The sequence below is a fragment of the Amorphus coralli DSM 19760 genome (assembly GCF_000374525.1).
Lineage (GTDB): Bacteria > Pseudomonadota > Alphaproteobacteria > Rhizobiales > Amorphaceae > Amorphus > Amorphus coralli.
The window spans coordinates 186,682-198,979 of sequence record NZ_KB894574.1; the positions used below are offsets into that span (position 1 = coordinate 186,682).

Annotated in this window: 12 protein-coding genes; 7 read left to right on the forward strand and 5 right to left on the reverse strand. The window is 67.1% G+C overall.

Translation table 11 applies throughout. From position 1 onward, the window contains the following. Positions 1–110 precede the first annotated feature (110 nt). Complete coding sequence (locus C507_RS21420; protein WP_018700314.1) at positions 111–401, forward strand: hypothetical protein; 291 nt, start codon at positions 111–113, stop codon at positions 399–401. 91 nt (positions 402–492) lie between these two features. Here the strand turns inward: C507_RS21420 and C507_RS22475 are convergent, their stop codons facing one another. After that, complete coding sequence (locus C507_RS22475; protein ID WP_018700315.1) at positions 493–957, reverse strand: RidA family protein; 465 nt, start codon at positions 955–957, stop codon at positions 493–495. A gap of 481 nt (positions 958–1,438) precedes the next feature. Between C507_RS22475 and C507_RS0113900 the strand changes: the two genes are divergently transcribed. Continuing rightward, positions 1,439–1,810, forward strand: a complete 372-nt coding sequence (locus tag C507_RS0113900; RefSeq protein WP_018700316.1) for a hypothetical protein — start codon at positions 1,439–1,441, stop codon at positions 1,808–1,810. A 9-nt stretch (positions 1,811–1,819) separates the two neighbouring features. On the opposite strand, the gene C507_RS0113905 is transcribed toward C507_RS0113900, so the two are convergent. Both C507_RS0113905 and C507_RS0113910 read right to left on the reverse strand, forming a co-directional pair. Beyond that, complete coding sequence (locus tag C507_RS0113905) at positions 1,820–3,160, reverse strand: TrkH family potassium uptake protein (protein ID WP_018700317.1); 1,341 nt, start codon at positions 3,158–3,160, stop codon at positions 1,820–1,822. A gap of 19 nt (positions 3,161–3,179) precedes the next feature. Beyond that, positions 3,180–3,848, reverse strand: coding sequence for a potassium channel family protein (locus C507_RS0113910; protein ID WP_018700318.1), 669 nt, complete (start codon positions 3,846–3,848; stop codon positions 3,180–3,182). 309 nt (positions 3,849–4,157) lie between these two features. Between C507_RS0113910 and C507_RS0113915 the strand changes: the two genes are divergently transcribed. The 3 genes from C507_RS0113915 (at position 4,158) to C507_RS22480 (ending at position 9,083) form a co-directional block, all read left to right on the forward strand. Further along, complete coding sequence (locus tag C507_RS0113915) at positions 4,158–4,490, forward strand: hypothetical protein (protein WP_018700319.1); 333 nt, start codon at positions 4,158–4,160, stop codon at positions 4,488–4,490. A gap of 350 nt (positions 4,491–4,840) precedes the next feature. Beyond that, positions 4,841–6,424, forward strand: a complete 1,584-nt coding sequence (locus C507_RS21430) for an SLC13 family permease (protein ID WP_018700320.1) — start codon at positions 4,841–4,843, stop codon at positions 6,422–6,424. A 208-nt stretch (positions 6,425–6,632) separates the two neighbouring features. Further along, positions 6,633–9,083 (forward strand): mechanosensitive ion channel family protein, encoded by a 2,451-nt coding sequence (locus tag C507_RS22480; protein ID WP_018700321.1) that lies wholly within the window; start codon positions 6,633–6,635, stop codon positions 9,081–9,083. Positions 9,084–9,231: 148 nt separating this feature from the next. On the opposite strand, the gene C507_RS0113930 is transcribed toward C507_RS22480, so the two are convergent. Next, on the reverse strand, positions 9,232–10,269 hold the full coding sequence (locus tag C507_RS0113930) for a Fe(3+) ABC transporter substrate-binding protein (RefSeq protein WP_018700322.1): 1,038 nt from the start codon (positions 10,267–10,269) through the stop codon (positions 9,232–9,234). A 704-nt stretch (positions 10,270–10,973) separates the two neighbouring features. Between C507_RS0113930 and C507_RS0113935 the strand changes: the two genes are divergently transcribed. Together C507_RS0113935 and C507_RS0113940 are read left to right on the forward strand one after the other, a co-directional pair. Then, on the forward strand, positions 10,974–11,555 hold the full coding sequence (locus C507_RS0113935; protein ID WP_018700323.1) for a tudor domain-containing protein: 582 nt from the start codon (positions 10,974–10,976) through the stop codon (positions 11,553–11,555). After that, positions 11,543–11,905 carry a DUF3768 domain-containing protein gene (locus C507_RS0113940; RefSeq protein ID WP_018700324.1) on the forward strand — a complete coding sequence of 121 codons (363 nt, stop codon included), beginning with the start codon at positions 11,543–11,545 and terminating at the stop codon, positions 11,903–11,905. The genes C507_RS0113935 and C507_RS0113940 overlap by 13 nt, the downstream gene beginning before the upstream one ends. 64 nt (positions 11,906–11,969) lie before the next feature. On the opposite strand, the gene C507_RS0113945 is transcribed toward C507_RS0113940, so the two are convergent. Next, on the reverse strand, positions 11,970–12,242 hold the full coding sequence (locus tag C507_RS0113945; protein WP_018700325.1) for a helix-turn-helix domain-containing protein: 273 nt from the start codon (positions 12,240–12,242) through the stop codon (positions 11,970–11,972). Positions 12,243–12,298 lie beyond the last annotated feature (56 nt).

The following is a 12,298-nucleotide window of genomic DNA, read 5'->3' on the forward strand; positions in this document are numbered from 1 at the left end:
ATCTGCACGGACCACGGGCATCACCCGCCATTTCCCGTTCGATACAGCCCGGGCGGCCTCGCGCCGCCGGGTCGGGCGCGCTCGCCCGTGCATCAACAAGGGAGGCTGCAATGACGGTGAGCTATGCGTCTGCTGTGGTTGGAGACACGGGCAAGCTGATCGGCTCTCACAACGTGAAGAGCTGTGAGCGCGTCGATACGGGGGCGTACATGCTCAACTACGTGGAGACCTTCAGCGCCGGCGTCGGCGCGCAGGCCACGTCCTGGAACACTGCCGCGATCACCAGCGTCAACATCATGGCCGAGAACACCTGCGAGGTGTTCGTCAGGGACGCCGGCGGCAAGAGCGTCGACGGCGGCTTCACCTTCCTCGTGATGGGAACCAGCGTCGGCCCAGCATAGACCGCGCCGGACGCGCCACCGGCCGGGGTGCGCAATCCGCACGCGGAGAACCGGGGCCGCACCGGCAAACCGGCGCGGCCCGACCGGCCGTCTACTTTTTCGGGAAGACGGCGATGGTGTCGATCTCGATGCGGGCGCCGGGGGTGGACAGCTGGTTGACGCAGACCATGGTGCTGGCCGGCGACCAGTCACCCATGATCTCGGCCATGGTCTTGCTGACCACCTCGATCTCGCGCATGTCGGTCAGGTACTTGGTCATCTTCACCACGTCGGTCCAGGTCAGGCCCTGGTCCTCCAGCAGCGTCTGGATCGTGCCCATCGCGAGCCGCGTCTGCTCGCGGATGTCGTTGGAGTGATTGTGCTCGCTCCAGTCGTGCGGATGCTTGTGGTAGAGCGGCGACGCCGTGGCGCCGGAGATGTAGAGGAGATCGCCCGGCGATTCGACCCGGATGGCCGGAGCATAGGGCATGTCGGCCACGCGGTCCGGCTCCGTGTGGATCTCGCCGATGCTCGGGTTGGTCGGGGAGGTCTTGTAGGCGGGCTTTCGTTCGGACATCACCGGATTCCTGTTCAGATCAACGGAAGACTGAGTCCCGATCATCCCACTTCGGGACGGCGCGTGCAATCGATTGCGAAACCCCGAGCCGGCCGGGCTCCGCGCGGTTGCCGGAGGACGGTGCGGGGATTCGTCCGGCGCAGGCAAGCAGGGATCGGCCCATCCCGCCCGCAATCGGGGGCCTGCCGGGCACCGGTACCGGTCGTTGTGCCCGGCCGCGGTTCGTGAGAAGGGCTTGGGAGACGAGCAGTCCGGCACGAGGACGGTGAGGATGCAGCGCGATCAGTCGCGAGGAGCCGCCCCGGCGAGGCATGCGGCCAGGGCCGAGGCGCGGACGCGACGGGCCGCGACCCGATCCGCCGCGGCCGCCGCGATCCTCGCCTGTGCGCTCGCGGGTGGCTGCAGTCCGTCACCCCAGACCCCCACCCCGCAGCCGACGGCCTTCCAGACCGCCCTCGGGCCGTGCGGCGACCCCTGCCGGGTGGCCGGCAACGACGGCGGCGAGCTCGTCTATTTCCTGAAAGCGGCAGAGGAGCTCAACGCGCGCGGCGACCGGCTCGTGGTGGTGGACGGCGCCTGCCGCTCCGCCTGCGCGGCCTTCGCCGACCGCGCCCGTGCCCATGTCTGCATCACCCCGAACGCCCGCTTCGGCTTCCACAAGGCGAGCGTCTACACCGCCGACCTGAGCGAACGGCTGGCCCAGGTGGAGCCGCCCCAGTCGCCGGACATCCTGGCCTGGGTGGCGGCCAATGGCGGCTTCCCGACGAACGGGATGCGCGACATGGACGCCGGCGACGCCGCTCGCTTCTGGCGCGCCTGCACCGTGGAGGAACGAGAGACGGCACGCTCCTGAGCAGGTGGATTAGCCCAAAAACACATGCCCGGCGGGGTAGCGCACCCGCGGAACCGACCGGGTGGCGAGGAAGAAGCCCAACGTCAGCGGCCCGATCCGGCCCACGAACATGGTGGCCATGACGATGATCCGGCCGAGCGCTTCCAGCTCGCCGGTGACGCCGCGCGTCAGGCCGACCGTGCCGAAGGCGGAGACGATCTCGAAGGCAAGGTCGAGGAAGGCCCCCTCCTGGACGATGACCAGGGCGAAGGTGCCGCTCATCACGACCAGGATGCTGACCACGGTCAGCGCCAGCACCTTCAGAACCTCGTCCAGCCCGAGGCTGCGGCCGAAGGCATGGAGATGGGTGGAGCGGCGGAAGAAGGCGACGGTGGCCAGGAGCAGCACCACAACCGTGGTGACCTTGATGCCGCCGGCGGTCGACGTGCTGCCACCGCCGATGACCATCAGCGAGATCAGCATCAGCGCGGTGGAATCGTGCAACCCCTCCATCGGCACCGTGTTGAAGCCGGCCGTGCGGGGCGTCGCGCCCTGGAACCAGGCCGCCCACACCCGGGTGGCGACGTCCGGCAGTGCACCGAGGGTCTGCGGGTTGGTCCACTCCAGCGCCGCTACCGCAACCGTCGTCCAGACGAGCAGCACGGCGGTGGCGCTGAGCATCAGCTTGGAGTGCAGGCTGTAGCGGCGCCACGAGCGCTGCTTGCGGATGTCGGCGATGACGCTGAAGCCGAGCCCGCCGACGATGAACAGGGCGGGAATGGTCAGGTTGACCAGCGGATCGCCGACATAGGCGGAGAGGCTGTCGGGAAACAGTGAAAAGCCGGCATTGTTGAAGGCCGAGACGCTAAGAAAGAGCGCGTGCCAGAGCCCCTGCGCCCAGCCGAAATCGGGCACGAACACGAAAGCCAGGACCGCCGCGCCGGCGATCTCGCAGACCAGCACCACGCGCAGGATGGTGGTGACGAGGCGCAGCAGGTCGGTAAGGGAGGTCTGGTTGAGCTCCTCGCGCAGAAAGATGCGCTGCGGCATGCCGATAGGCAGGCCGAGCATGGTGAGGACGAGGACGGCGAAGGTCATCAGCCCGAGCCCGCCGAGCTGGATCAGCGCCAGGATCACCGCCTGTCCGAACAGGGTGAAGTGGCTGCCGGTGTCCACCACCACCAGGCCGGTCACCGTGATCGCGGATACGGCGGTGAAGGCGGCATCGAACCAGCTCGTGCCGACATGGGAGGCGAGAGGGAGCTTCAGGCAGAGCGCGCCAGCCAGGGCGAGGACGCCGTAGAAAACGGCCAGAACGGCGGGCGGCGGGATGTCGATCCGGTGCCGGGTGAACAGCGACAGGAACTGCATGACGCGCGCGACCCAACGGTCAGGAAACGCTGTCGGCGAAGGCGCGCAGCTTTTCGCGGACGCCCAGCAGAAGCAGCTTGTCGCCGGCCTCCAGCGCGGTCCCGCCAGCCCTCTCCGCCTCGATGAACTCGGTTCCCCGCATCAGGCCAAGGCCGCGGAGCGCGTAGCTGTCCTGCAGCGCGAGCGTGTCGACGGTGCGCCCCTCCAGCGCCTCCGGCACCTGGAAGTCGACGATGTGGAAGCCGTTGCCGAGGCTGACATAGTCGCGCACCAGCGGATTGTGCAGCATCTGGGCGATGTGCAGGCCGATATCGTGCTCGGCCTGGATGACCCGGTCGATGTCGAGCTTCGCCAGGATGCGGTGATGGGTCCGGCCGATGGCCTTGGCCCAGACGGTCGGGGCACCGAGCATCTTCACGTTCATGGTGCACAGCACATTGGACTCCAGGTCCTCGCCGATGGCCACCACGGCCACGTCGTAGGTGCCGACCCCTGCCTCGCGCAGTGCCTCCTCGTCGCGCCCGTCGGCGATGACGACCTCGGTGAGCTCGTCGGAGAAACGGCTAGCCACCCGTTCGTCGTTGTCGATGCCGAGCACGTGGTTGCCGAACCGCGCCAGCTCCACGGCCACCGTCCCGCCGAACGTGCCGAGGCCGATGACGACGAAACTTCTCTTCCTGGCGGCCATGCAGCACTCCGGGGACAAGGAAAACGAGTCGACGACGGACTGCCCCACCTTGGCCCCTTTGCCCCGCCGCTGTGAAGCCGGTGGCGGCGAACCGGCCGCACAGGCAAACGGGGCGATTGCAGCCGGGCCGAAGCGGGATTACAGAATCCGGTGTCGGACGGAGCGTCCGGCCTGAGCAAGGCGCCGGCCACCGAGCCTCTCCGTTGGCCCGGAGCGTCCCCATTCACGCCAAAACACTCCGCCTCGAGCCGGCGAGGGCTGTCTCGCTCCGGCGGGCCGCCGCGGTCCGCCCTTTTCGAGGTGTCGCTCATGTCTCTGCTCGTCGCGATCGTGGCGCTTGCGCTCACGACGCTCGCCTTCCTCGTCACCATCCTCCTGTTCAACCGACCCGGCCTCGGGACCCGCCTCAGGCGCGAAGCGGTGGTCATGCCCGTCTCGAAGGGCTTCACCGGCGGCTTCGCGCTGACCTTCGCGTTCGTCCAGCAGGCGACCATGCAGCTGCCGTTTCCGGTCTGGGCGAACGTGCTCGCCGGCACGGCGGTCAGCGTCGCGACCATCGTTGCGGTCTGCCTGGCGACGCGGTTCGCCGCGCGGGCGCGGCCGCCGGTCGCTCCGCCCCCGATCATGCCGACGGCGGCCTGATCCAGACCGCGCCAAAAGATCGGCCCGACGCGGATCCAAACGGGCCCGATCCGGGTTCTGAGGGGCGCACCCCCGACGGAGCCCCCGAGGGATTGCCCGCGGTGTCGGCATCCGACACCGTGACAGACGCGATGGGCCGCCGGGAGATCGGGCATGCTGGTGTCGGAAGAGTGGGGGGCCACCGTGGCGCTCGCGCTGGTGGCAGTGATCTTTGTCGGCTTCCTTCTGGAACGCTGGCCACCCGCCGTCATCGCCGCCGCCGGAGCGTCGGCGTTCGTCGTGCTCGGTCTCATCGAGACCGACCGGCTTCTGTCGGTGTTCGCCAACCCGGCCCCATTACCATCGGCGCCATGTTCGTGCTGTCGGGGGCGCTGGTGCGCACCGGTGCCCTGGAGGCGGTGTCCGTCTTCGTGCTCGGCAGGGCCCGAACCCACCCGATCGCCGCGATCCTGGCAGTGGTGGTCGGGGCAATGGCGGCCTCCGCTTTCATGAACAACACGCCGCTGGTGATGGTGCTCATCCCGCTGGTGATGCGGCTGTCCGCCACCATGGGAACCGCCGCCTCGCGACTCTTGATCCCGCTGTCCTACGCCTCGATCCTCGGCGGCACCTGCACCCTGATCGGCACCTCCACCAACCTGCTCGTCGACGGCGTGGCGAGCGGCCTGGGGCTCGGCCATTTCGGCCTGTTCGAGATCACTCCGGTCGGGCTGGTGGCGGCCGCTACGGGGGGCCTGTTCATGGTGGTCGCCGGACGCTTCCTGTTGCCCGACCGCCCCACATTCCAGAGCGGTGACCCGAACGGACGCGAGGTGTTCCTGACGGAAGTGCAGATCGGCGAGGGCTTCGAGGGTCTTGAGACGCCCTACGGCGGGCTGGCGCTGTTCAACCGGCCCGGCATGCGGCTGCTGGCGGTGAAGCGGCGCGAGAAGGTGCTGCGCGCCGGCATCGCGGAGGAAACGGCCGCGGCGGGCGACCGGCTGGTGCTGATGGCACCGCCGAGCGAGCTCCTAACCTTCCACGAGGAAGAGGGGCTGCAGGTGGGCACCCGCCAGCGCGGTTTCCGCGGCAAGGAGGAGAAGATCGTCGAGGCACTGGTTTCGCCCTACTCGCGTGGTCAGGTGCGCAGGCTTGTCGACTACACCTTTCCCGCCCGCTTCGGCATCACCCCGCTGGGTGTCCGCCGCCACGGCCACATCCCCGGCGCCGATCTCGGCAGCACCCGGCTGCGCGGGGCGGACGTGCTGCTGCTCGCCGGGCCGCCGGAAGCCTTCGCCAGCCTGGCGGAGGACGAGGGCGATATCGTCTCATTTGCAGAGACCGGCACCCGGAGCTATCGCCGCCGCCGGGCGCCCGCCGCCATCGCCGCGCTGGCCGGCGTGGTGATCCTGTCGGCCTTCGACGTGATGCCCATCGCCGCCCTGGCCCTGGTGGCGGCGGCCGCGTTGATGCTCCTGCGCTGCATCGACCTGGACGAGGCGATGGAATCCATCGACGGCGGCGTGCTGGTGCTGATCTTTTCCATGCTGGCGGTGGGCGCCGGGCTCGAAGCCACCGGGGCGCTCAAGCTCGTGGTCGACGCGCTGTCGCCCTGGTTCGCCGGCATGTCGCCCTTCATGCTGCTCCTCTGCGTCTACGCCCTGACATCGGCGCTGACGGAGGCCGTCACCAACAACGCCGTCGCGGTCATCCTCACGCCGCTGGCGGTGGGCCTTGCCCAGGCCGCGGGGCTCGATGCGCGTGCCTTCGTGGTGGCGGCGATGTTCGCCGCCTCGGCGAGCTTCGCGACGCCGATCGGTTACCAGACCAACACGCTGGTCTACGCGGCCGGCAACTACCGCTTCTCCGACTTCCTGCGCATCGGCGTGCCCATGAACGTGCTCGTCGGACTGGCGACCTGCCTGGCCATCACCATGGTCTTCGGGCTCAAATAGGATCCCGCGTCCGCAGCCCGGACCCCTTCGCCCCGGGCGAAAAGCATTCCGGATTCGCCCCGTGACATGTCCGCCATAGACCGTCCCTGACGGAAAAGGATAAGCCGCCAGCGCCGGGCACCCGTAACATTCACGGTGGATTAACGGTCAGATCTTCGCAAAGATCGGCCGGCCGATTGGGCGGGGCGGAATTCGGGATTCAAGAATCATGGGCTGGACTCACTTTCGACGCGCACTGGCGGCGCTGTTCATCGTCTCATGCGCGCTTCTGGCGACCGGCCAGATCGCGGCGGCGCAGTCGGGCGAGGCCTCAGACAGCGACCCGGCCGCGGTGGCGAGCGAACTCGCGCCCCTGACCACCCAGGAACGCGACGCGCTGATCGGCAAGCTCACCGACGAGCAGGCCCGCAGCCTGCTTCTCTACTATTTGTCGGAGAACGCCCCGGCCGAGGCCGGCGACGGATCGACCGCCTCCGCGGCCCTGTCCATGCAGGCGCTGCAGGAGAAGGGCACCGAGATCCGCACCAACCTGGCGGCGGTGCTCTCCAAGTTCGGCGGCGTAATCGGCGACTATGCCGGCCACATGGAAGAGAAGCTGCGCATCGGCGTCGGCCACGGCGGGCTGCTGCTGGTCGTCGGCACCATTCTCGGCCTGTCGCTGGCCGGCTTCATCGTCGAATGGATCTACCGCCACTTCACCCGGCCGATGGTGGAGCGCTACGAGGCGGCACCCATCGAAACGGTGCGCGAGAAGCTGTCGCGCGCCTTCGGCCAGCTGATCCACCAGTTCGGCGCCATCGCCGCCTTCACCGCCGGCTTCGTCGGCGCCTTCCTGGCCGTCTGGGCCGGCGACGTGCCGCGCCGCGACTTCCTGATCGTGGTGCTGCTGGCGATCCTGATCACCCGCGTCTCCGTGGCCGTGGTGCGCTTCGTGTTCCTGCCGAACCACCCCGCCTGGCGCCTCATGCCGGTGGACGACGAGGCCGCCGCCCACTTCGTCCGGGGCACGCGCCGGCAGGTGGCGCTGGGCATCGCGCTGCTGCTGTTCAGCACGCTCGGCCGCATGTGGGGCGTCGACCACGACATCTGGCGGCTGGGGGCCCTCCTCGGCGCGATCGTCTTCACGCTCTCCTACTGCTTCTTCCTGTGGCGCTATCGCCGCCACGCCCTGCGCGCCGTCCGCGCCGCTTTCGGCAGCACCACCGTGCCCCGCTGGGCGGAGGGTGCGGCCGGCTGGAGCTGGTACGCGCTGGCGGTGGGCTACGTGATCGTCGCCTTCCTGCTGGGCATCTACAGCCTGCTGCTCGGCCTGGACTTCGATCCGCTGAAGGCAGCGGTCGGTTTCTTCATCCTGTTCGTGGCGAACCCGTTCGTCACGGCGGTGCTGAAGGCGATGTTTTCCGCCGACCCGGCCGCCGGCGGAGCCAAGGCGCCCACCGAGATCTACGTCACCGACCCTGACGACGGCGAGCGGGTGATGGTGACCCGCGATGCGGCGGCCACGGAAGCCGAGGCAGATGCCGGCCACGCGCCGGCCGAACCGGTGACGCCGGCGGGCCAGGCGGTGCTGCGCGACCAGCGCATTCTCGGCCGCGTCATTTCCATCTCCGTGCTGGTGGTCTCCCTGGCCGTCTTCGCCATGGTAATCGGCGTCGACATCTTCTCCTCCACCAGCCCCTACCCGATCGCCAAGTACCTGCTGCGGGTGATGATCAACATCGGCATCATCGTGCTTCTGGGCTACGTGGCCTGGTCGTTCATCGCGACCTGGATCGACCGCAAGCTCGCCCAGGAACAAGCCAACGCACCCGGCGACGACCACAGCGACGACGCCGGTCCGGCGATGTCGGCCGGCACCCGGCTGCAGACGATCCTGCCGATCTTCCGCAAGGCGATCCAGGTCGCCATCGGCCTGATCGTGCTGATGGTGGCGCTGTCGTCGATGGGGGTGAACATCGCCCCGCTGATCGCCGGCGCCGGCATCTTCGGCCTGGCCATCGGCTTCGGGGCGCAGACGCTGGTGAAGGACCTGATCTCCGGCCTGTTCTTCCTGATGGACGACGCCTTCCGCATCGGCGAGTATATCGACGCCGGCGGCACGTCGGGCGCGGTGGAGCGGTTCAACGCCCGCTCGCTGGTGCTGCGCGGCACCCTGGGCGCGGTCTACACGGTGCCCTACGGCGATCTCGGCAAGGTCACCAACTTCAGCCGCGACTGGGTGATCATGAAGCTGCGCTTCCGGGTGCCCTACGACACCGACATCGACAAGGTGCGCAAGATCTTCAAGAAGATCGGCCAGGAGCTGCAGGCCGATCCGGAGCTGGGCCCCGACTTCCTGCAGCCCTTCAAGTCGCAGGGCGTGGTGAAGATGGACGATTCCGCCTTCATCGTCTCCGGCAAGTTCATGGCCAAGCCGAACAAGCAGTGGGGCATCCGCAAGGCCGTCTACCAGAAGGTCCAGGAGGCCTTCCACGACGCCGGCATCAAGTTCGCGCCGAAGCGCGTCATCGTCGACGTGCCGACCGCCGCCGACATGGACGACGACCATGCCGGGGATGCACCCGGCGCCGGCGCGCCCCTGACGCCGGAGGCCCGCGCAGCAGCGGCCGCCGCGGGGGCAGCCGTTGCCACCGAGCCGCCGCCCGGCAGCAAGGCCTGAGCCGAACCCCTCCCCCAGACGAAAGAAGCCGGCCCCGCGAAGGGCCGGCTTCGGCAGTCGTGTCCGTGGCAGTCGTGTCGGTCAGCCGTGACCGCCCGTACGGCCGGGGAAGCGCAGCGCCCCTCCCCGGCCCACAGGAACCACAGCCTTACTTGTAGCCGACGCGGTCGTAGATCTGCACCGCGGCCGCCTGGTTCTCGCCCAGCGCGGAGAGGTTCAGCTCGTCGGCCTTGAAGCCGCCCTCGGGCGTCATCTCGGTCAGCGGAGAGGCCATGGCGACGCCCTCGACCACCGGATACTCGTTGTTGCCCTCGGCGAAATATTTCTGGGCGCTGTCGCTGGCCAGATACTCCAGGAACAGGATCGCGTTCTCCTTGTTCGGCGCGTTGGCGGCGACGCCGGCCCCGGAGATGTTGACGTGGGTGCCGGTGGTGTCCTGGTTGGGGAACACGACCGCGATGTCGTCGGTCTGGCCGGTGAGGCCGTCGACCGAGCCGCCGAGCGCGCGGGCGAAATAGTAGGTGTTGGACAGCGCGATGTCGCACTCGCCGGAAGCCACGGCGCGGAGCTGGTCGGTGTCGCCGCCCTGGGGATCACGGGCGAGGTTGTCCTTCAGGCCCTGGGCCCACTTCTGCGCAGCTTCCTCGCCCTCGTTGGCGATGATCGAGGCGAGCAGCGAGATCATGTAGATGTTCGAGCTCGAGCGCGCGCAGATCATGCCCTTGTACTTGGGATCGGCGAGATCCTGGTAGGTCGCCGGCGGATCGCTCACGTCGTTCTTGTCGTAGAAGATGACCCGGGCGCGCTTCGAGAAGCCGTACCAGTTGCCGTCGGGGTGGCGCAGGGCTTCCGGCACGCGCTCGTTCAGCGTGTCGGAGGAGACCGGCTGCAGCAGGCCGGCGTCGTCGGCCTTGAACAGGCGGCCGGCATCGACGGTGATCAGCACGTCGGCCGGGCTGTTGGCGCCCTCCGCCGACATCCGCTCGATGAGCACGTCCGCACCGTCCTCGATGCGCTTGATCTTGATCCCGGTCTGCTCCTCGAAATCGGAATAGAGCCGTTCGTCGGTGTCGTAGTGGCGCGAGGAATAGAGGTTGAGCTCGCCCGACTGCGCCAGCGCGCCGTTGAGCGGAACGATCGCCATGGCAAGCGTCGAGGAAAGGGCCAAAAGCCTGGCAGGCAGCATGAAGTCTCTCCCTTTGGACACGGGGTTCAAGGCCCCTGGTCACGTGGCGGCGCCCGCCTGCGCGCACGATCAGCGTACGCGCACGGACTGCCTACGCGGTCATAAGGGAAGAATATGGACTTTTACAATCAAGATTATGTCAGTCAGGCCCGCAGCCCGGGCGCTGCGACGGGGAAAGCGGCCAAGCCTTGCACGGCATCGCAGCGCGCGAGGGGTCAGTGTCGCGCGAGGGCTCAGAGCCGCGCGCATGCCTGCGCCAGTGAAACCTGGCTAGGCGGGAGGTTGCCTGGAAGTTTGGGAAGGAATGGTGCCAGGGGCGGCATCAAACCACCATATTAACTAATTGAATTTATGAGCTTATTTTATCGCGCCGCATTCCTCAAACCATCAGAAATACCAACTATTTTATTGGATATGGCCGGACGTACTCGGACGCGGATGAACTGAACGCAACATAACGAGCTGCCAGCGAAGTAGCTGTGGAAAATTCGCCTTATCTAAGGGTTTCGAGAACCCAAGTCCGACACAGGTCAGAATTAAGATCAGTGAAATAGATATTTATGTCTATTCTTTAAATATACGATAATTTTTGATAAAAAATCAAAGCAAAAGACGATTTTAGCGCGCCAACATTGGTCGATAATTTGTCTAATGCTATTTGAAATTCGAGGGGCTTAGGCCCCTCTTTCTTTTGGAGAAGAGAGATGGTTGCAACTATCGATCACAGCACCAGCAATCCGGCGCTAATCGTGCTCGGGCGCGATGCTGCGGGACGCTCCCACGCCTCATGGTTCGACGAAAGCCAGGTCGAACCGGCGCACGACGCTGCAGAGGTGATGGGAATGACTACTCTGCCCGTCTCTAGCGACGACCTGCGCTCACTTGCGGGCGACCTCGCCCGCGGCAAGCTGTTCGCCAGCGGCAAGGCCTTCGTCCCCTTCGTCAACGGTACGCTCTTCAGCAAGCTGACAACCCATCTCAGCGACGAGCAGCGGTCCGAAATCGAGGCCTCGCGTATGGGAGAGGTTGCCGCGGGCGTTTCCGACGGCAAGCGCCCCGAACCGCCTCATCTCCCGGAGGATTGGTCAAAGCTTACGGTCGGCAGCCTAGTCGTTGCCTGCGAAAGCGCAGACGGCGGCTGGTGGCTTGCGAGGATCGTCAAGGTCGCGAGCGAGAATTCCTTCACGCTCAAATGGCTCGACTATCCGGACGATCCCGCCGTCAACCGTCAGCGCAAGCACATTGCCCTGCTGCATCCGGAGGCCGGTGCGTCATGGCTGCGCTGAGCGCCCTCGAAGAAGGGTGTGGTAGCGGAATGCCAGCCACGCTTGCCACGCTGAACGACGCCTTCCGGCGAAGTTTCACCGGAGGGCGGGTGATGGTGACGCGCGGTGTTGCTGCTCTTCCCGAAGCCGAACGCGCCGCTCTTCTTGAGGCGGTTCGCGAGTTTGACGGATTCGACGAGAGCAACGACCCGTATGGAGAGCACGACTTCGGCGCCATCGATTGCGGGGCAAACCGCTACTTCTGGAAGATCGACGCTTACGATCGGTCGATGAAGGCCGCCTCTCCTGACCCGCTTGACCCCCTGCAGACTTGGCGGGTTCTGACAGTGATGCGCGCCGATGAGTACTGAGCGCGGTTCCCGACAAGTTGCCATCGACGCGAAGCAAGGCCGGCGGCTCATCCCGCCGGCCTCTTTATTTGGGGCCTGCGCCCTTGCGCTTTCTCCCGGAAGGAAGGGGATCGGGGCGAGTGTGCTCGGTCGGCTCCTCGAGCAGCCGGGCGACGGGCACACTCAAGACGCCCGCCAGGGCCTCGAGTGTCGAGACCGTCACGTTCTCGCTGCCACGCTCGACCCGGCCGACATAGGAGCGGTCGATCCCGGCAGCGAGCGCCAAACGCTCCTGCGAGAGACCGCGCTCCACGCGCAGGCTGCGAAGATTCCAACCGATGATGCTGCGGGCGTCCATGCGGAGAGAACCAAAGCGCGCTCGCCGCTTGACAATCGACGGACTGACAGTCCCCT